The organism is Klebsiella sp. HMSC16C06 (genome assembly GCF_001808325.1).
Taxonomy (GTDB): domain Bacteria; phylum Pseudomonadota; class Gammaproteobacteria; order Enterobacterales; family Enterobacteriaceae; genus Klebsiella; species Klebsiella variicola.
On sequence record NZ_KV792994.1, the window covers coordinates 354,722 to 373,087 of the forward strand.

Below are 18,366 nucleotides of genomic sequence, written 5' to 3' on the forward strand. Positions count from 1 at the left end.
CGGGATCTAAAGATGGCTGAACCACGTTTCGTACACCTGCGGGTGCACAGCGACTATTCCATGATCGATGGGCTGGCAAAGACCGGGCCGCTGGTCAAGAAGGCGGCCTCGCTTGGCATGCCGGCGCTGGCGATCACCGATTTCACCAACCTGTGCGGGCTGGTGAAGTTCTACGGGACGGGACACGGCGCGGGTATTAAGCCGATTGTCGGCGCCGATTTTCACGTGCAGTGCGACCTGCTCGGCGATGAGTTTACCGAGCTGACCGTGCTGGCGGCGAACAACACCGGTTACCAGAACCTGACGCTGCTCATTTCCCGCGCCTATCAGCGCGGCTACGGCGCGCTGGGGCCGTGGATTGACCGCGACTGGCTGGTGGAACACCAGGAAGGGCTGATTCTGCTTTCCGGCGGCCGTAAAGGCGACGTCGGCGTTAGCCTGATCCGCGGCAATATGCCGTTAGTGGAACAGTGCGTCGCGTTCTATGAAGAGCATTTCCCGGACCGTTATTTTCTTGAGCTGATCCGGACCGGTCGTCAGGATGAAGAGGCCTATCTCCACGCCGCCGTGGCGCTGGCGGAAGCACGCGGCCTGCCGGTGGTGGCGACCAACGATGTCCGCTTCCTCGACACCAGCGATTTCGACGCCCATGAAATCCGCGTCGCGATCCACGACGGCTTTACGCTCGACGACCCGAAACGGCCGCGCAACTACTCGCCGCAGCAATATATGCGCAGTGAGGAGGAGATGTGCGAGCTGTTCGCCGATATCCCGGAAGCGCTGGAGAACAGCGTCGAGATCGCCAAACGCTGCAACGTCACCGTGCGGCTTGGCGAATATTTCCTGCCGCAGTTCCCGACCGGCGATATGACCACGGAAGATTTCCTGGTCATGAAATCGAAAGAGGGTCTGGAAGAGCGGCTGGAATTTCTCTTCCCGGATCCTGCCGTCCGTGCTGAAAAGCGCCCGGAGTATGACCAGCGTCTTGATATTGAACTGCAGGTGATCAACCAGATGGGGTTCCCGGGCTACTTCCTGATCGTTATGGAGTTTATCCAGTGGTCGAAGGATAACGGCGTGCCGGTTGGCCCGGGCCGCGGTTCCGGCGCCGGCTCGCTGGTGGCCTACGCGCTGAAGATCACCGATCTTGATCCGCTGGAATTCGACCTGCTGTTCGAACGTTTCCTTAACCCGGAACGTGTCTCGATGCCCGACTTCGACGTCGATTTCTGCATGGAGAAACGCGACCAGGTTATTGAGCACGTGGCGGACATGTACGGCCGCGATGCGGTATCGCAGATCATCACCTTCGGTACCATGGCGGCGAAAGCGGTCATCCGCGATGTGGGCCGCGTGCTGGGTCACCCGTACGGCTTTGTCGACCGTATCTCCAAGCTGGTGCCGCCCGATCCGGGTATGACGCTGGCGAAAGCGTTTGAAGCCGAACCGCAGCTGCCGGAAATCTATGAGGCGGACGAAGAAGTTAAAGCGCTGATCGACATGGCGCGTAAGCTGGAAGGGGTGACGCGAAACGCCGGTAAACACGCCGGTGGGGTGGTTATCGCTCCCACTAAAATTACCGACTTTGCGCCGCTGTATTGCGATGAGCAGGGGCTGCATCCGGTTACCCAGTTTGACAAAAACGACGTGGAATACGCCGGGCTGGTAAAATTCGACTTCCTCGGTCTGCGTACGCTCACTATCATTAACTGGGCGCTGGAGATGATCAACAAGCGGCGGGCGAAAAACGGCGAAGGGCCGTTGGATATCGCCGCTATCCCGTTGGATGACAAGAAAAGCTTCGACATGCTGCAGCGCTCGGAAACCACCGCGGTCTTCCAGCTTGAATCGCGCGGCATGAAAGATCTGATTAAGCGTCTGCAGCCTGACTGCTTCGAAGATATGATCGCGCTGGTGGCCCTGTTCCGCCCGGGTCCGCTGCAGTCGGGGATGGTAGATAACTTTATCGACCGTAAGCACGGCCGCGAAGAGATTTCCTACCCGGACGTGCAGTGGCAGCATGAGAGCCTGAAACCGGTGCTGGAGCCGACCTACGGCATTATCCTGTATCAGGAACAGGTCATGCAGATTGCCCAGGTGCTCTCCGGTTATACCCTCGGCGGCGCGGATATGCTGCGCCGTGCGATGGGTAAGAAAAAACCGGAGGAGATGGCCAAGCAGCGTTCTATCTTTGAAGATGGGGCGAAGAAAAACGGCGTTGACGGCGAACTGGCGATGAAAATCTTCGACCTGGTGGAGAAATTCGCCGGTTACGGATTTAACAAGTCGCACTCCGCCGCCTACGCGCTGGTCTCCTACCAGACGCTGTGGCTTAAGGCGCACTATCCGGCTGAGTTTATGGCGGCGGTAATGACCGCCGATATGGACAACACCGAGAAGGTCGTTGGCCTGGTGGACGAGTGCTGGCGCATGGGGCTGAAAATTTTGCCCCCGGATATTAACTCCGGCCTGTACCATTTCCACGTTAACGACGACGGCGAGATTGTCTACGGCATCGGCGCCATCAAAGGCGTTGGCGAAGGGCCGATCGAAGCGATCATTGAGGCGCGCAACAATGGCGGTTATTTCCGCGAGCTGTTCGACCTCTGCGCGCGGACCGATATTAAAAAGCTCAACCGCCGGGTGCTGGAAAAACTGATTATGTCCGGGGCGTTCGATCGTCTCGGTCCGCATCGCGCGGCGCTGATGAACTCGCTGGGCGATGCGTTGAAAGCCGCCGACCAGCACGCGAAAGCGGAGGCTATTGGCCAGGCCGATATGTTCGGCGTACTGGCGGAAGAGCCTGAACAAATAGAACAGTCCTACGCCAGCTGTCAGCCATGGCCTGAGCAGGTGGTGCTGGATGGTGAAAGGGAAACCCTGGGGCTATACCTGACCGGGCACCCGATTAACCAGTACCTGAAAGAGATTGAGCGCTACGTCGGCGGCGTGCGGCTCAAAGACATGCATCCGACCGATCGTGGTAAAGTGACCACGGCGGCGGGGCTGGTGATTGCGGCGCGGGTAATGGTCACCAAGCGCGGCAATCGTATCGGCATCTGTACCCTGGATGACCGTTCCGGGCGTCTGGAGGTGATGTTGTTCACCGACGCGCTGGATAAATATCAGCAGTTGCTGGAAAAAGACCGCATACTTATCGTCAGCGGACAGGTCAGCTTTGATGACTTTAGCGGGGGGCTTAAAATGACCGCCCGCGAAGTCATGGACATTGACGAAGCCCGGGAAAAATATGCTCGCGGGCTTGCTATCTCGCTGACGGACAGGCAAATTGATGACCAGCTTTTAAACCGACTCCGTCAGTCTCTGGAACCCCACCGTTCGGGAACCATTCCAGTGCACCTCTACTATCAGAGGGCGGATGCACGCGCGCGGTTGCGTTTCGGCGCAACATGGCGCGTCTCTCCGAGCGATCGTTTACTTAACGATCTGCGTGGCCTTATCGGCTCGGAGCAGGTGGAACTGGAGTTTGACTAATACAGGAATACTATGAGTCTGAATTTCCTAGATTTTGAACAGCCGATTGCAGAGCTGGAAGCGAAAATCGATTCCCTGACTGCGGTAAGCCGTCAGGATGAGAAACTGGATATTAACATCGACGAAGAAGTGCATCGTCTGCGCGAGAAAAGCGTAGAGCTGACGCGCAAAATCTTCGCCGATCTCGGTGCATGGCAGGTTGCGCAACTGGCGCGCCACCCGCGCCGTCCTTATACCCTGGATTATGTCCGCCTGGCGTTCGACGAATTTGACGAACTGGCCGGTGACCGCGCCTACGCTGACGATAAAGCGATTGTCGGCGGTATCGCGCGTCTTGATGGTCGTCCGGTGATGATCATCGGCCACCAGAAAGGTCGCGAAACCAAAGAGAAGATCCGTCGCAACTTTGGTATGCCGGCCCCGGAAGGCTACCGCAAAGCGCTGCGCCTGATGGAAATGGCCGAGCGGTTTAAAATGCCGATCATCACCTTCATCGACACCCCTGGCGCCTACCCGGGCGTCGGCGCGGAAGAGCGCGGCCAGTCGGAAGCGATTGCCCGCAACCTGCGTGAGATGTCGCGTCTGAGCGTGCCGGTTATCTGCACCGTGATCGGCGAAGGCGGCTCCGGCGGCGCGCTGGCGATTGGCGTGGGCGACAAGGTCAATATGCTGCAGTACAGCACCTATTCGGTGATTTCGCCGGAAGGCTGCGCGTCCATTCTGTGGAAAAGCGCGGATAAAGCACCGCTGGCCGCGGAAGCGATGGGTATCGTCGCACCGCGTCTGAAAGAGCTGAAGCTGATTGATTCTATCGTTCAGGAACCGTTGGGCGGCGCGCACCGCAACCCGGAAGCAATGGCAGCGAGCCTGAAAGCGCAGCTGCTGGCAGACCTGGCCGATCTCGATCTGCTCAGCGAAGAAGAGCTGCTGAACCGCCGCTATCAGCGTCTGATGAGCTACGGTTACGCCTAAGTTTTCCGCTAGCGAAAAACACTAAGGGCCGGATTTTCCGGCCCTTTTTTTGTGTGCGATGCGCCCAGGGGATTGCTATGATGCTTGACTTAGGTGAATACCAGGAGGAAAGCGTGAATATTATCGCCATCATGGGGCCTCACGGCGTCTACCACAAAGACGAGCCGATCAAAGAACTGGAAGCGGCGCTGCAGCGCCAGGGCTTCCAGACCATCTGGCCGCAAAACAGCGCCGACCTGCTGCAGTTTATTGAGCACAACCCGCGCATCTGCGGGGTGATCTTCGACTGGGATGAATACAGCGTCGATCTGTGCAGCGATATCAATCAGCTCAATGAATATCTGCCCCTGTACGCCTTTATTAATGCCCACTCGACGATGGACGTCAGCAGTCAGGATCTGCGTATGACGCTGTGGTTCTTCGAATATGCGCTGGGACTCTCCGAAGAGATCGCCACCCGCATTGGGCAGTATACCCGCGAGTACCTGGACAATATCACCCCGCCGTTTACCCGCGCGCTGTTTAACTATGTGCAGGAGGGGAAGTATACCTTTTGTACACCGGGCCATATGGGCGGTAGCGCCTATCAGAAAAGCCCGGTGGGCTGCCTGTTCTATGATTTCTTTGGCGGAAATACGCTGAAGGCGGATGTCTCGATTTCGGTCACCGAGCTGGGCTCCCTGCTGGATCATACCGGCCCGCATCTGGAGGCGGAGGAGTATATTGCCCGCGCCTTTGGCGCTGAACAGAGCTACATGGTGACCAATGGCACCTCGACGTCCAACAAAATTGTTGGTATGTACTCGGCGCCCGCCGGCAGCACGCTGCTGATTGACCGTAACTGTCACAAATCACTGGCCCACCTGCTGATGATGAGCGATGTGGTTCCCCTGTGGCTGAAGCCGACCCGCAACGCGTTGGGGATCCTCGGCGGTATCCCCCGACGCGAATTTACCCGCGACAGCATTCAGCAGAAAGTGCGCGACACGGGCGGGGCGCAGTGGCCCGTGCATGCGGTGATCACCAACTCCACCTACGATGGTCTGCTCTATAACACCACCTGGCTTAAGGAGACGCTCGACGTCCCGTCGATCCATTTCGATTCCGCCTGGGTGCCCTATACCCATTTCCATCCGATATATCAGGGGAAAAGCGGCATGAGCGGTGAGCGGATCCCCGGAAAAGTCATCTTCGAGACGCAGTCCACGCATAAGATGCTGGCCGCGCTGTCGCAGGCCTCGCTGATCCACATTAAGGGCAACTATGATGAAGAGACCTTTAATGAAGCCTTTATGATGCATACCTCGACGTCGCCGAGCTATCCCATCGTCGCGTCGATTGAGACCGCGGCGGCGATGCTGCGCGGTAACTCCGGTAAGCGCCTGATCCAGCGCTCCATTGAGCGGGCGCTGGATTTCCGCAAAGAGGTGCAGCGACTGCGCGAGGAGTCGGACGGCTGGTTCTTTGATATCTGGCAGCCGGAAGCGGTGGATAAAGCCGAGTGCTGGCCGGTGGCGCCTGGCGAAGACTGGCACGGTTTCAAAGATGCCGATGCGGATCATATGTATCTCGATCCGGTGAAGGTCACCATTCTGACGCCGGGCATGGACGAGCAGGGGAATATGGATGAAGAGGGGATCCCGGCGGCGCTGGTGGCGAAGTTCCTCGACGAGCGGGGCGTGGTGGTGGAAAAAACGGGCCCCTATAACCTGCTGTTCCTGTTCAGCATCGGTATTGATAAAACCCGGGCGATGGGGCTGCTGCGCGGCCTGACCGAGTTCAAACGCGCCTACGATCTCAATCTGCGGGTGAAAAATATGTTGCCGGATCTGTACGCGGAAGATCCCGACTTCTACCGCAACATGCGGATCCAGGATCTGGCGCAGGGGATCCACCGCTTGATCCGTCAGCACCAGCTGCCGCAGCTGATGCTCAGCGCCTTTGACGTCCTGCCGGAAATGAAAATGACGCCGCATCACGCCTGGCAGCGCCAGATTAAGGGTGAGGTGGAAACCATTGAACTGGAGAACCTGGTCGGCCGGATTTCGGCCAACATGATCCTCCCTTATCCGCCGGGCGTACCGCTGCTGATGCCGGGAGAGATGATCACGGAGGAGAGCCGGGCAGTGCTCGATTTCCTGCTGATGCTCTGCTCTATCGGCCGTCATTATCCGGGGTTTGAGACCGATATTCACGGGGCGAAGCGCGATGAGGACGGCGTGTATCGGGTACGAGTCTTAAAAAATGACGAAAGGCTTGCGCGTTAACGGCGCGCACGAGTAACGTGGCTGGCTTAACAGAAGGAGTTTGACCATGCTGGGTTTGAAACGGGTTCACCATATTGCCATCATTGCGACTGACTACGCCCGCAGTAAAGCGTTCTATTGCGATATTCTGGGGTTTACGCTGCAAAGTGAGTTCTATCGCGCCGAGCGCGACTCCTGGAAGGGCGATCTGGCGCTCAATGGCGAGTACGTGATTGAGCTGTTTTCGTTCCCGTTTCCCCCGGCCCGCCCCAGCCGCCCCGAAGCCTGCGGGCTGCGTCATCTGGCCTTTAGCGTGGATGATATCGACGCCGCGGTAGCGCATCTGACGGCGCATGGCGTCGAGTGCGAAGCGATTCGCGTCGATCCCTTTACCGGCAAACGCTTTACCTTCTTTAGCGATCCGGACGACCTGCCGCTGGAAATATATCAGCAGTAAACCTTGCCAGCGCGACCCTGGCCCGGTAACGTGCCGGGCCATCACTTCTCGGTATGTTCGTGGATATGACGGCTGATATTGCGCATACGCTTCATCCCCATCGCCAGCTGCTGGTGGCCTTCAGCGGCGGTCTGGATTCGACGGTTCTCCTGCACCAGCTGGTGCTACTGCGGGAACAGGATCCCTCGCTGACGCTGCGGGCGGTGCATGTTCACCACGGCCTGAGCGCCCATGCAGACGACTGGGTGGCGCATTGTCGGCAGATTTGCCAGCAGTGGCAGGTGCCGCTGGTGGTGCATCATGTGACGTTAGCCAGGGGCGGTCTCGGCGTGGAGGCCCATGCCCGTGCGGCGCGCTATCAGGCCTTTCAGGATACGCTCAATGCCGGCGAGGTGTTAGTGACCGCCCAGCACCAGGATGACCAGTGCGAAACGCTGCTGCTGGCGTTAAAACGCGGCAGCGGTCCTACTGGTCTGTCGGCGATGGCGCCATCCTCTGCCTTTGCCGACAGTCGACTACTGCGTCCTCTCCTCAATGAAACCCGCGAATCGCTACGCCAGTGGGCGCTCGCCCATCAGCTGTCGTGGATTGAAGATGAGAGTAATCAGGACGATACCTATGACCGCAACTTTCTGCGCCTGCGGGTGATCCCGGTCCTGCGCGAGCGCTGGCCGCATTTTAGCGAGGCCGTTGCCCGCAGCGCCAGCCTGTGCGCCGAGCAGGAACAACTGCTGGACGAAATGCTGGCGGCGGAGCTGGCGTCGCTGGTGGCCGAAGATGGCTCGCTGGCTATCACGCCGTTGACGTCGATGAGCCCACCCCGTCGCGCGGCGCTGCTGCGTCGCTGGCTCGCCGGGCAGCAGGCGCCGATGCCGGCCCGGGAGGTGCCAGAGCGCCTCTGGCATGAGGTGGCGCTGGCGCGGGAAGATGCCAGCCCTTGTCTGCGGCTCGGGGATTTTACCGTCCGCCGTTTTCAACAGCGTTTGTACTGGGTGAAGTATCTTCCGGGCCAGACGGAAAGTGTCCAGCACTGGCCCGACTGGCGCCAGCCGCTGCGGCTGGCAGACGGTCTCGGCGAGCTGATGCTGCAGCCCGGCGGCAGGCTGCGCCCGCCGTCTGCGGATGAGCCGGTCACTGTCCGCTTTCGCGCCAGCGGCCACCTGCATATCGTCGGACGCCACGGCGGACGTAAGCTGAAGAAGATCTGGCAGGAGCTGGGCGTTCCTCCCTGGCGACGAGACACTACGCCGCTGCTGTTTTACGGCGAAACGCCGATCGCTGCAGCGGACGATCTGTTTGTGACCACCGAAGGTGAAGTGAAGGACGGGGAAGGGGTCAGGCTGTCATGGAGGAAAACGGGCGGTTAAGCCCGTTTTGATTCAGGATTCGCTCACCACCACGGTGCCGATTTCCGGGTGACTGAAGCTGGCGATTTTATCCAGGCGCAGCTCACGGACGTTGCCGGCGAGTTCGACCACCAGATACTCGATATTTTTACGCGAGATTAGATCGCTGGCCTTTGCCTGCAGCTGTTCGCCATCCTTCAGCGCCAGCGTCAGCACCAGGTGATGCTGGCAAGCCAGTTCCAGGTTGTCGTAATCATCGCAGTTAATGGGTTGATAAGTATCATTCATTGACATAATCGCTCACCAGTAAGTTTGCTGCCGCATAAGCGGCCTTTTCCCTGACTGACTCCGAAAGGGCCTCATCCGCCGCAATCTCATTCAATACTTTCAACACGCAACCCAGCGCATCCGGGATATACCCTAAGTCTCCGCTGGCTATTTCCGCATACCGCTTGCGTATTAACTCACAATAGTGGTCCACATGCCCTCCTGTCAGCGTTCTGACTCAACCGTGGGATGCAAGTTTAAGCCTACGAAGATAAACTCTGTTTAGCAAGGGAACTATATCATAGTCATTTAAGCAATTTCAGCAGGATGAAACAGGTTGCTGCGATTGACGACAGCCTTTTGCCGCCAGTTTCGCTACAATGTCCGCCATTCTTTTCAGGAGTTTATTCATGGCGCTGAAAGCGACAATATATAAAGCTGCGGTAAATGTAGCCGATCTGGATCGCAACCAGTTTCTGGATGCTAACCTGACGCTGGCGCAGCACCCCTCGGAAACCCAGGAGCGCATGATGCTGCGCCTGCTGGCGTGGATCAAATATGCCGATGAACGGCTGCAGTTTACCCGCGGCCTGTCGTCGGACGACGAGCCGGAGCTGTGGCTGCTTAACGATCATCTCGGGGTCGATCTGTGGATCGAACTGGGTCTGCCGGATGAGCGGCGGATTAAGAAAGCCTGCTCACGGGCGCAGGCGGTAGCGCTGTTTGCCTATAATAGCCGGGCCGCTGAAATCTGGTGGCAGCAGAATCAGAACAAGCTTGCGGCGTACCCGAAGTTGACCATCTGGTATCTTGATGACGCGCAACTGGCACAGCTTAGCGCCTTTGCCGACCGTACCATGACACTGCAGGCCACTCTGCAGGACGGTAGTATCTGGTTATCCGATGCTCAGAATAATCTGGAAATTCATTTGACGGCCTGGCAAGCACCGGCATGATTACTATTAGCCGCAGCGTGACCCTTGCCGATAACGAGGTCACGCTGGAAGGTATTCGTGCCCAGGGGGCCGGGGGCCAGCATGTGAACAAAGCGTCGACGGCAATCCATCTGCGCTTTGATATTAAAGCTTCAAGCCTGCCGGAGTTTTACAAAGAGCGCCTGCTCGCCGCCAGGCACCACTTAATTTCTGCTGACGGTGTGGTTATCATTAAGGCTCAGGAATACCGCAGCCAGGAGATGAACCGCGAAGCGGCGATTGCCCGGCTGGTGGCCCTCATAAAAGAATTAACCGCAGTGCAAAAAAGTCGCCGGGAGACGCGACCGACTCGGGCATCCAAAGAGCGACGCCTTGCTTCCAAGGCACAGAAGTCCTCAGTCAAGGCGCTGCGTGGGAAAGTTCGCCAGTGAAGACGTCGGCGAACGGGTGAAATGGATGATAAGGAAAGCAAAGTGAAGAAAATCGTATTCTCCGTGATAGCGGCCTGCTCGCTGTTCGCGCTGTTTGGTTGTAACCATCGCGCCGAGACTGACACCGTACAGCCAGCGGCGATGGAAGAGCTCAAACCGATGCAGCAAAGCTGGCGTGGGGTGCTGCCATGCGCGGATTGTGAAGGTATCGACACCTCGCTGTTCCTGGAAAAAGACGGTACCTGGGTGATGAACGAGCACTACCAGGGCGCTCGTCGTGAACCGTCATCTTTTGCCTCTTATGGCACCTGGGCTCGCACAGCGGATAAACTGGTGCTGACCGACAGCAAAGGCGAGAAATCATATTTTCGCGCGAAGGGCGACAAGCTGGAGATGCTTGACCGCAACGGGAGCCCCGTTCAGTCTCCTCTCAATTATACCCTGGAGCCGGTGAAGGCCAGCCTGCCGACCACCCCGATGGCGATGCGCGGCATGTATTTCTATATGGCCGATGCGGCAACCTTTACCGATTGCGCGACCGGTAAACGCGTCGCGGTGGCGAACAATGCCCAGCTTGAGCGGGATTATGCCGCTGCCCGCGGAAATGATTCACGACCGGTACTGCTGGTGGTGGAGGGGCACTTTACCCTCGAGGCGAACCCGGACACCGGCGAAATGATGAAGACGCTGATGACGGACCAGGCCGGCAAATTTATTCCCGGTAAAGACTGCAGCCATTGATTGTCAGGCCCCTGCCCGGGAAATGGGCAGGGGATGATCCCCCTGCTACCAACCAGCTTGCTCCTGCTCTTCGCCCTGTCATATACAGAGTGAGCGTGAGTCTGGCTGGCGGAAAAGCGCAAATCTTTTCTTTACTCCGCATCGTCCTTCGGTTTATTCAGCCCCACCAGCTTGCCGGCCTGAAGATAAACGCCCAGTTTCAGATGCCCGACATACTGTAGCTGCGTTTCGGGTTTAAACGTGGCGACGTCTCCTTCCCGCATGTGCAGCAGATCGGAAGGACTTATCCACGCCGCCTGCGCCTGGGTCAGCGGATGCCCGGCTCTGACGAAGGCCTCGCTGACAAACTCCGAGCAAAACCATGCTTTCTTGTCGGCGCTTGCCGCATCGCCCAGTTGCGCTTTGGCCAGGCCGCTCACGCACTGCTGACGAAAGTTACGCGAGAAAGGGTTGAGCGAGCAGAGCGGTTTGGTGACCATATAAGGGATAAACTGAATAATGCCGCGATAGTTATACCCGCTGTCTTTGACCTGCCAGGCAAAATTTTTCATCGCCGTTGCCTGGTCCGGCGTCAGGTCGGGCACCCTGAGGGCAAAGAGTTTATCGCTATGCGCCAGCGCCTGCTGAACAGAAATCACCTGTACGCCAGCGCCGGTGGCTTCCGCGATCTGACCCTCGCCAAGATACAGTGCGACGTGGCTAACGGAAGAGGCGCTGAAGGCGCGGATCCCAAGCGAAGTGATACCCAGGCTGGACGAGAAGAGCAGGTCGCCGGAACGGAGATCGCTTTCGTCAATTTCGTGGAGCCCGCTGCCGGCAATCGAGCTTTGACGCTGGAGGGTGACAGCCCATGGCGGGGAGCGGCCCTCGGTAGCGGATGCGGAAGCGGCGCTGCGGCCGACGTCTATGGTGCAGGCGGTAAGCAGCAGCAGGGCGGAAGTAAGCAGTCCGCTGCTGAGGATAGGTGCAGTCATGGGTACTTTCCTTGTAAAAAAAAGGCCCTGACATCCGTTCAGGGCCCTGAGGTGGTTGCTTAGCCTTTTATCGCTTTAACCAGATATTCCACGATATCACCGGTTTTAATCAGCTGCTTCTCACCATTGCGACGATACTTGTATTCGATATCATCGTTATCGAGGTTCCGATCGCCCAGCACGATGGTGTGCGGAATACCGATCAGTTCCATATCGGCGAACATCACGCCCGGACGCTCTTTACGGTCGTCCATCAGCACATCGATGCCGTGCGCACGCAGCTCGGCGTACAGCTTCTCGGCCAGCTCCTGCACGCGATAGGACTTGTGCATATTCATCGGCAGAATCGCCACCTGGAACGGCGCGATGGCGTCTGGCCAGATAATCCCGCGATCGTCAAAGTTTTGCTCAATGGCGGCGGCCACCACGCGGGTCACCCCGATACCGTAGCAGCCCATGGTCAGGATCTGGTTACGGCCATCTTCGCCCTGAACTGCGGCATTCATCGCCTGAGAGTACTTTGTACCCAGCTGGAAGATATGACCCACTTCGATACCGCGCTTGATAAGCAGAGTACCTTTTCCGTCCGGGCTCGGATCGCCGGCAACGACGTTACGAATATCGGCGACTTCCGGCGTGGCAACGTCGCGATCCCAGTTGATGCCGAAGTAGTGTTTGCCATCGATGTTAGCGCCAGCGGCGAAATCGCTCATTACCGCGACGGTACGGTCGATAACCACCGGGATCGGCAGGTTCACCGGACCCAGGGAGCCCGGACCCGCTTTCACCAGAGCGCGGATCTCTTCTTCGGTGGCGAAGGTCAGCGGGCTGGCGACCTGCGGCAGTTTTTCCGCTTTCACTTCGTTCAGCTCGTGATCGCCGCGCACCAGCAGGGCAATCAGCGGAGAGGCGCTACCTTCAACCGCTTTCACCAGCAGGGTCTTCACGGTTTTTTCGATCGGCAGGTCGAACTGCTCAACCAGCTCGGCGATGGTTTTGGCGTTCGGCGTATCAACCAGGGTCATCTCCTGGGTGGCGGCTGCGCGCGGCTCTTTTGGCGCAACGGCTTCCGCAAACTCGATGTTTGCCGCGTAGTCGGAGCTGTCGGAGAAGATCACATCGTCTTCGCCGCTCTGCGCCAGCACCTGGAATTCATGAGAGGCGCTGCCGCCGATAGAACCGGTGTCAGCCTGTACCGCACGGAAATCCAGCCCCATACGACTGAAGATTTTGCTGTAAGCGGTATACATCGCGTCGTAGGTTTCCTGCAGCGATTCCTGAGAGGTATGGAAAGAGTAAGCATCTTTCATCAGGAATTCACGGGAGCGCATCACGCCGAAACGCGGGCGCACTTCGTCGCGGAATTTGGTCTGGATCTGATAGAAGTTCAGCGGCAACTGCTTATAGGAGTTCAGCTCGTTGCGGATCAGATCGGTAATGACCTCTTCGTGGGTTGGACCGAGGACGAACGGGCGATCGCCACGATCGGCAATGCGCAGCAGTTCCGGGCCATACTGCTCCCAGCGACCGCTCTCCTGCCACAGTTCAGAGGGCTGAACGACCGGCATTAACACCTCGATCGCACCGGCATTATTCATTTCTTCACGCACGATGTTTTCGACTTTTTTCAGGACGCGCACGCCGGTCGGCAGCCAGGTGTATAACCCGGAGGCCAGCTTGCGGATCATCCCGGCGCGCAGCATCAGCTGGTGGCTGATTACCTCGGCGTCGGCAGGTGTCTCCTTCAGAGTGGAGAGCAGATATTGGCTAGTACGCATGTTGTAACGGTTCCAGTTAAACGAGCGGAACAGGCTGGTTGCCCAGCCTGAAACAAAAAAAGTGGTTTAGTTTACCAGTGTGGCAAAGATGCCAAAAGAGAGGAAAAATAAAATTAGCGCGCTTCGAGGGCAAAGACTTCAAAACCAGAGGCAATCACCCGCCAGCGGACGTTGAAATCCAGCAACCAGACGGCATAATTTTTTCCTGCTTCTTCCTCTTTACGGTAGGCCGGGCGCGGATCCTGCGCCAATACTTCGCGGATAAACGCTTTGATATGCGGGTAGCGTTTTTCCAGGGTCAGTAACTGTGCTTCTGTTTCCGGTGTAAAACTGACGTTCATACCCGCCAGCGGCGCCTGTTGCGCATAGCTGGCGCAGGCATCCGGCAGGGCTTCGGCGAAAGGAAGATACGGTTTGATATCAACCACTGGCGTCCCGTCGACGAGATCGAGGCTACCGAGTTCCAGGATCACCTGATCCTTCTGACAGCGAATGCCTTTCAGCTCAACCAGCGACATGCCGATGGGGTTGGGGCGAAACGTCGAACGGGTGGCGAAGACGCCCATCCGCGCATTGCCTCCCAGTCGGGGAGGGCGCACCGTCGGACGCCAACCGCCTTCCATGGTCTGATGAAACACAAACAGGATCCACAGATGGCTGAAGTTTTCCAGGCCTCGCACGGCGTCGGCCTGGTTGTAGGGCGCAACCAGATGCAATTCTCCGCCGCCGTGTTTCACCAGACCAGGCTGGCGAGGAACGGCAAATTTCTCTTTATACGGCGAGCGGATAACGCCTATCTGCGCGAACTGGAATGCACTCATTGTGCCGAAACGTTAAGCGCCGAGCCCAGACAAACCGCCTGACGGTAGCAGCCTGGCGTGCCGCTGGTCACTTCGCAGCGGTGAAGCAGGACGGCATTGGCTTTCATGCGTGCCGCATTCACCTGCAGACGCTTGCGGGCGGTTGGGATGTTCGGCGGAGAATCCTGATTTGAGGCCTGGCATGACTCACCAGTCACTTCACCCAGATCGCGGAACGGTTTTCCCACCAGCTCTGACGCATCGGTATAAATACGTACCGGCGCCGGACGGGTTGCGCGTGGTTTGCTCGGCTCAGATTTAACCGGGGGGGTTGCAGTGCTTTGAACAGGTTCAACGGGGGATCTGCTTAGCATGGAACAACCGCTTAACATGAGTGCTAACAAACAGACCGGTAAAGCACGCATAGTATTTCCTCAATGAATAAAAAACAGGGCGTTATTGAATCAGGTGCTTGCATAAATGACAAGACGGGCGTGAAGCCCGTCCTGAATGATATTACGGTGAGAAAAGATTACCAGCCTTTCACTGCGCCGCCGTTAAAGATCTTGTTCGCCGCTTCGTAAACTTCATCGCTCTGGTAAGCCTGAACGAATTTCTTCACATTCTCAGCATCTTTATTGTCTTCACGCGCCACAATCAGGTTCACGTAAGGAGACTCTTTGCCTTCAACAAAGATACCGTCTTTCGCCGGGGTCAGGCCAATCTGGCTGGCGTAAGTGGTGTTGATGACGGCCAGCGCAATCTGTGCGTCGTCCAGCGAACGCGGCAGCTGTGGCGCTTCCAGTTCAACAATTTTCAGGTTTTTCGGGTTTTCGACGATATCCAGCGAGGTCGGCAGCAGGCCCACGCCGTCTTTCAGTTTGATCAGACCCACCTGCTGCAGCAGCAGCAGGGAACGGCCGAGGTTAGTCGGATCGTTCGGGACGGCGATCTGCGAGCCCGGCTGCAGTTCGTCCAGCGATTTGATTTTCTTCGAGTAACCCGCGATCGGATAGACGAAGGTGTTGCCAACGGAGACCAGCTTATAGCCACGGTCTTTAATCTGCTGGTCGAGATACGGTTTATGCTGGAAGGCGTTCACGTCGATATCGCCTTTGCTTAGCGCTTCGTTTGGCAGCACGTAATCGTTGAAGGTCACCAGCTCAACATCGAGACCATACTTCTCTTTTGCCACTTTCTGCGCAACTTCAGCGACCTGCTGTTCCGCCCCGACGATAACGCCGACTTTAATATGATTCGGATCTTTTTCATCCTGACCGCAACCCACCAGCGCCAGAGAACCGATTAACGCGCCAACTGCCGCAAAGGTTTTGAAATTAAAGGCCATGTTATTTCCTTCCTGTAAGAATGAGTGTTGTCTGCCAATAACGTTATTTATGAGTCACAGCCCGGACGATACGATCGCCAGAGAATTGAATTAAATAAACCAGAATAACCAGTAACACCAGTACGGTATTCATCACCGTTGCGTTGTAGCCGATATAACCGTACTGATAACCAATCTGCCCCAGACCACCGGCGCCCACCGCGCCGCCCATGGCGGAGTAGCCTACCAGGGTAATAAGCGTGATGGTGGCGGCGTTGACCAGCCCCGGCAGCGCTTCAGGCAGCAGAACCTTGCGGACGATCTGCAGCGGTGTGGCGCCCATCGCGCGGGAAGCTTCGATGAGCCCGGTCGGGATCTCCAGCAGGGCGTTCTCCACCATGCGGGCGATAAACGGCGCGGCGCCCACCGTCAGCGGAACGATTGCCGCCTGCAGGCCGATCGAGGTGCCGACGATTACGCGGGTAAACGGGATCATCCAGACCAGCAGGATAATGAACGGGATGGAACGGAAAATGTTCACCAGCGCCGACAGAGTACGGTACAGTTTGGCATTGGCGACGATTTGCCCCGGCCGGGTCACATACAGCAGCACGCCCACCGGCAGACCAAGGACAAAACCGAAGAAGCCGGAGACAAAGGTCATTGCCAGCGTTTCCCATACGCCGCGCAACAGCAGCCACATCATTGCCTCAGACATAACCCAATACCTCTACTTTTACATGATGTTCCTGCAGCCAGGCGATGGCCGCCTGAGTGTCTTCCTGTGTACCGTGCATTTCGGTGAGCATGATGCCGAACTTCACCCCGCCGGCATAATCCATCTGCGCGCTGATAATGTTGTTATTCACATTGAAGCGACGCGCGGTTTCAGAGAGCAGCGGCGCATCGACGGAGTGGCCGGTAAATTCCATACGCAGCATCGGCACGCTATCCGCTGTGGCAGTAGATTTCAGGCGCGCCTGGTAGTCATCCGGAATATCGAGGTGCAGCGTGGACTGAATAAACTGCTGGGCCAGCGGCGTCTTCGGATGGGAGAAGACTTCGCTCACCGTATCCTGCTCGATCAGTTGACCGTTGCTAATGACCGCCACGCAGTCGCAGATGCGTTTCACCACATCCATTTCGTGGGTGATCAGCAGAATGGTCAGTCCCAGACGCCGGTTAATGTCTTTCAGCAGTTCGAGAATGGAACGGGTGGTGGCCGGGTCGAGGGCGCTGGTGGCTTCATCGCACAGCAATACCTTCGGGTTGCTGGCCAGCGCGCGGGCAATAGCGACGCGCTGTTTCTGGCCACCGGAGAGATTAGCCGGGTAGCTGTCGTGCTTATCACCCAGGCCGACGAGATCCAGCAGCTCCGTCACACGGCGTTTGATTTCTGCCTGCGGGGTGTTATCCAGTTCCAGGGGCAACGCGACGTTGCCGAAAACGGTCCGGGAGGCCAGCAGGTTAAAATGCTGGAAAATCATGCCAATCTGACGGCGCGCACGGGTTAGCTCTTTTTCCGACAGTGCAGTCAATTCCTGACCGTCAACCTGTACGCTGCCCTCGGTCGGGCGCTCCAGCAGGTTGACGCAGCGAATCAGCGTACTTTTACCGGCGCCGGAGGCTCCGATGACGCCATAAATTTGTCCGGCAGGGACATGCAGGCTGACGTTATTCAGCGCCTGAATGCTGCGATTCCCCTGCTGGAACACTTTGGTGATATTGGAAAGTTTAATCATCAGTTATTTATTATCGTTTAGCCGTTTGCCGTGGCATTTTCTTCTGCCGTATCCAGGCGATGCCTGGCAATGAAATGGATGTTAAGGCATCCAGACGTCTAAATCAATCTGACTCTTTATAATGAGCACTTTCTTGCATGCTGAAACATGCGATACTAACGGCACTAGCCTTTTTCAGGAGCAAACCGGTGGCAAAGTCAGTACCCGCAATTTTTCTCGACCGTGACGGCACTATTAATGTCGATCATGGCTACGTCCACGAAATCGACAATTTTGAATTTATCGATGGCGTCATTGACGCGATGCGCGAACTAAAAGAGATGGGCTATGCGCTGGTGCTGGTCACTAACCAGTCCGGTATTGCACGCGGTAAATTTACCGAAGCCCAGTTTGAAACGCTGACCGAATGGATGGACTGGTCTCTGGCCGATCGTGGCGTCGACCTGGACGGTATCTACTATTGCCCGCATCACCCGCAGGGTGCGGTGGAGGAGTACCGTCAGACTTGTGATTGTCGTAAACCGCATCCGGGGATGCTGATCTCCGCCCGCGATTATCTGCATATCGATATGGCTTCTTCCTATATGGTAGGGGACAAACTGGAAGATATGCAGGCTGCTGCGGCGGCAGATGTCGGTACTAAAGTGCTGGTGCGTACCGGTAAGCCCCTGACTGAAGAAGCGGAAAAAGCGGCTGACTGGGTGCTAAATAGCCTGACAGAGCTGCCTGCGGCGATTAAAAAGCAGCAAAAATAAGCGTTGCGTTTAAAAGATGAGCGGTTGAAATAAAATTGTATTTTTCCGCTTGTCATTCCCGGAGAGCTCCCTATAATGCGCCTCCATCGACACGGCGGAT

Annotated in this window: 18 protein-coding genes; 9 read left to right on the top strand and 9 right to left on the bottom strand. The window is 57.2% G+C overall.

Going from position 1 to position 18,366, the window contains the following annotated elements; all coding sequences use genetic code 11:
• The first annotated feature begins 12 nt into the window (after nt 1–12).
• The 5 genes from dnaE (at nt 13) to tilS (ending at nt 8,537) form a co-directional block, all read left to right on the top strand.
• A complete protein-coding gene (gene dnaE / locus HMPREF3142_RS09350; protein ID WP_008807346.1) occupies nt 13–3,495 on the top strand; it encodes a DNA polymerase III subunit alpha in 3,483 nt (1,160 codons plus the stop codon).
• 12 nt (nt 3,496–3,507) lie between these two features.
• Nucleotides 3,508–4,467 carry an acetyl-CoA carboxylase carboxyl transferase subunit alpha gene (gene accA / locus HMPREF3142_RS09355; RefSeq protein ID WP_008807345.1) on the top strand — a complete coding sequence of 320 codons (960 nt, stop codon included), beginning with the start codon at nt 3,508–3,510 and terminating at the stop codon, nt 4,465–4,467.
• Nucleotides 4,468–4,580: 113 nt separating this feature from the next.
• A complete protein-coding gene (locus HMPREF3142_RS09360; protein ID WP_004204462.1) occupies nt 4,581–6,734 on the top strand; it encodes a lysine decarboxylase LdcC in 2,154 nt (717 codons plus the stop codon).
• 46 nt (nt 6,735–6,780) lie between these two features.
• Nucleotides 6,781–7,170, top strand: coding sequence for a VOC family protein (locus HMPREF3142_RS09365; RefSeq protein WP_002889387.1), 390 nt, complete (start codon nt 6,781–6,783; stop codon nt 7,168–7,170).
• A 53-nt stretch (nt 7,171–7,223) separates the two neighbouring features.
• Nucleotides 7,224–8,537, top strand: a complete 1,314-nt coding sequence (gene tilS, locus HMPREF3142_RS09370) for a tRNA lysidine(34) synthetase TilS (protein ID WP_008807344.1) — start codon at nt 7,224–7,226, stop codon at nt 8,535–8,537.
• Between the two features lie 12 nt (nt 8,538–8,549).
• Here tilS and rof read toward each other — a convergent pair whose 3' ends face one another.
• The gene (gene rof / locus HMPREF3142_RS09375) at nt 8,550–8,810 is read right to left on the bottom strand and encodes a Rho-binding antiterminator (RefSeq protein ID WP_002889424.1); all 261 of its coding nucleotides are present in this window, start codon (nt 8,808–8,810) and stop codon (nt 8,550–8,552) included.
• A complete protein-coding gene (locus HMPREF3142_RS09380; RefSeq protein ID WP_002889429.1) occupies nt 8,797–8,997 on the bottom strand; it encodes a YaeP family protein in 201 nt (66 codons plus the stop codon). The genes rof and HMPREF3142_RS09380 overlap by 14 nt, the downstream gene beginning before the upstream one ends.
• A gap of 196 nt (nt 8,998–9,193) precedes the next feature.
• On the opposite strand from HMPREF3142_RS09380, the gene HMPREF3142_RS09385 reads away from it, so the two are divergent.
• From HMPREF3142_RS09385 to nlpE, 3 genes are read left to right on the top strand one after another with little or no spacing between them, the layout of a single operon-like run.
• On the top strand, nt 9,194–9,739 hold the full coding sequence (locus HMPREF3142_RS09385; RefSeq protein WP_049157054.1) for a YaeQ family protein: 546 nt from the start codon (nt 9,194–9,196) through the stop codon (nt 9,737–9,739).
• Complete coding sequence (gene arfB / locus HMPREF3142_RS09390; RefSeq protein WP_008807342.1) at nt 9,736–10,149, top strand: alternative ribosome rescue aminoacyl-tRNA hydrolase ArfB; 414 nt, start codon at nt 9,736–9,738, stop codon at nt 10,147–10,149. The genes HMPREF3142_RS09385 and arfB overlap by 4 nt, the downstream gene beginning before the upstream one ends.
• A gap of 42 nt (nt 10,150–10,191) precedes the next feature.
• Nucleotides 10,192–10,890, top strand: a complete 699-nt coding sequence (gene nlpE / locus HMPREF3142_RS09395) for an envelope stress response activation lipoprotein NlpE (RefSeq protein WP_012542804.1) — start codon at nt 10,192–10,194, stop codon at nt 10,888–10,890.
• A 131-nt stretch (nt 10,891–11,021) separates the two neighbouring features.
• Here the strand turns inward: nlpE and HMPREF3142_RS09400 are convergent, their stop codons facing one another.
• From HMPREF3142_RS09400 to metN, 7 genes are all read right to left on the bottom strand, one after another.
• Nucleotides 11,022–11,864, bottom strand: coding sequence for a YaeF family permuted papain-like enzyme (locus HMPREF3142_RS09400; protein ID WP_049010848.1), 843 nt, complete (start codon nt 11,862–11,864; stop codon nt 11,022–11,024).
• Between the two features lie 59 nt (nt 11,865–11,923).
• Entirely contained in the window at nt 11,924–13,642 is a 1,719-nt protein-coding gene (proS, locus tag HMPREF3142_RS09405) for a proline--tRNA ligase (protein ID WP_012542803.1), read from the bottom strand.
• Nucleotides 13,643–13,755: 113 nt separating this feature from the next.
• Complete coding sequence (tsaA, locus tag HMPREF3142_RS09410) at nt 13,756–14,463, bottom strand: tRNA (N6-threonylcarbamoyladenosine(37)-N6)-methyltransferase TrmO (RefSeq protein WP_064180704.1); 708 nt, start codon at nt 14,461–14,463, stop codon at nt 13,756–13,758.
• Nucleotides 14,460–14,867 carry an Rcs stress response system protein RcsF gene (rcsF, locus tag HMPREF3142_RS09415; RefSeq protein ID WP_008807337.1) on the bottom strand — a complete coding sequence of 136 codons (408 nt, stop codon included), beginning with the start codon at nt 14,865–14,867 and terminating at the stop codon, nt 14,460–14,462. The genes tsaA and rcsF overlap by 4 nt, the downstream gene beginning before the upstream one ends.
• Nucleotides 14,868–14,974: 107 nt before the next feature.
• Nucleotides 14,975–15,790, bottom strand: a complete 816-nt coding sequence (gene metQ, locus HMPREF3142_RS09420; RefSeq protein ID WP_008807336.1) for a methionine ABC transporter substrate-binding lipoprotein MetQ — start codon at nt 15,788–15,790, stop codon at nt 14,975–14,977.
• Between the two features lie 43 nt (nt 15,791–15,833).
• A complete protein-coding gene (locus tag HMPREF3142_RS09425) occupies nt 15,834–16,487 on the bottom strand; it encodes a methionine ABC transporter permease MetI (RefSeq protein WP_004204478.1) in 654 nt (217 codons plus the stop codon).
• On the bottom strand, nt 16,480–17,511 hold the full coding sequence (metN, locus tag HMPREF3142_RS09430; protein WP_023297090.1) for a methionine ABC transporter ATP-binding protein MetN: 1,032 nt from the start codon (nt 17,509–17,511) through the stop codon (nt 16,480–16,482). Before metN ends, HMPREF3142_RS09425 begins: the two co-directional genes overlap by 8 nt.
• Nucleotides 17,512–17,699: 188 nt before the next feature.
• On the opposite strand from metN, the gene gmhB reads away from it, so the two are divergent.
• A complete protein-coding gene (gene gmhB / locus HMPREF3142_RS09435; protein WP_032731650.1) occupies nt 17,700–18,266 on the top strand; it encodes a D-glycero-beta-D-manno-heptose 1,7-bisphosphate 7-phosphatase in 567 nt (188 codons plus the stop codon).
• The last annotated feature ends 100 nt before the right edge of the window (nt 18,267–18,366 follow it).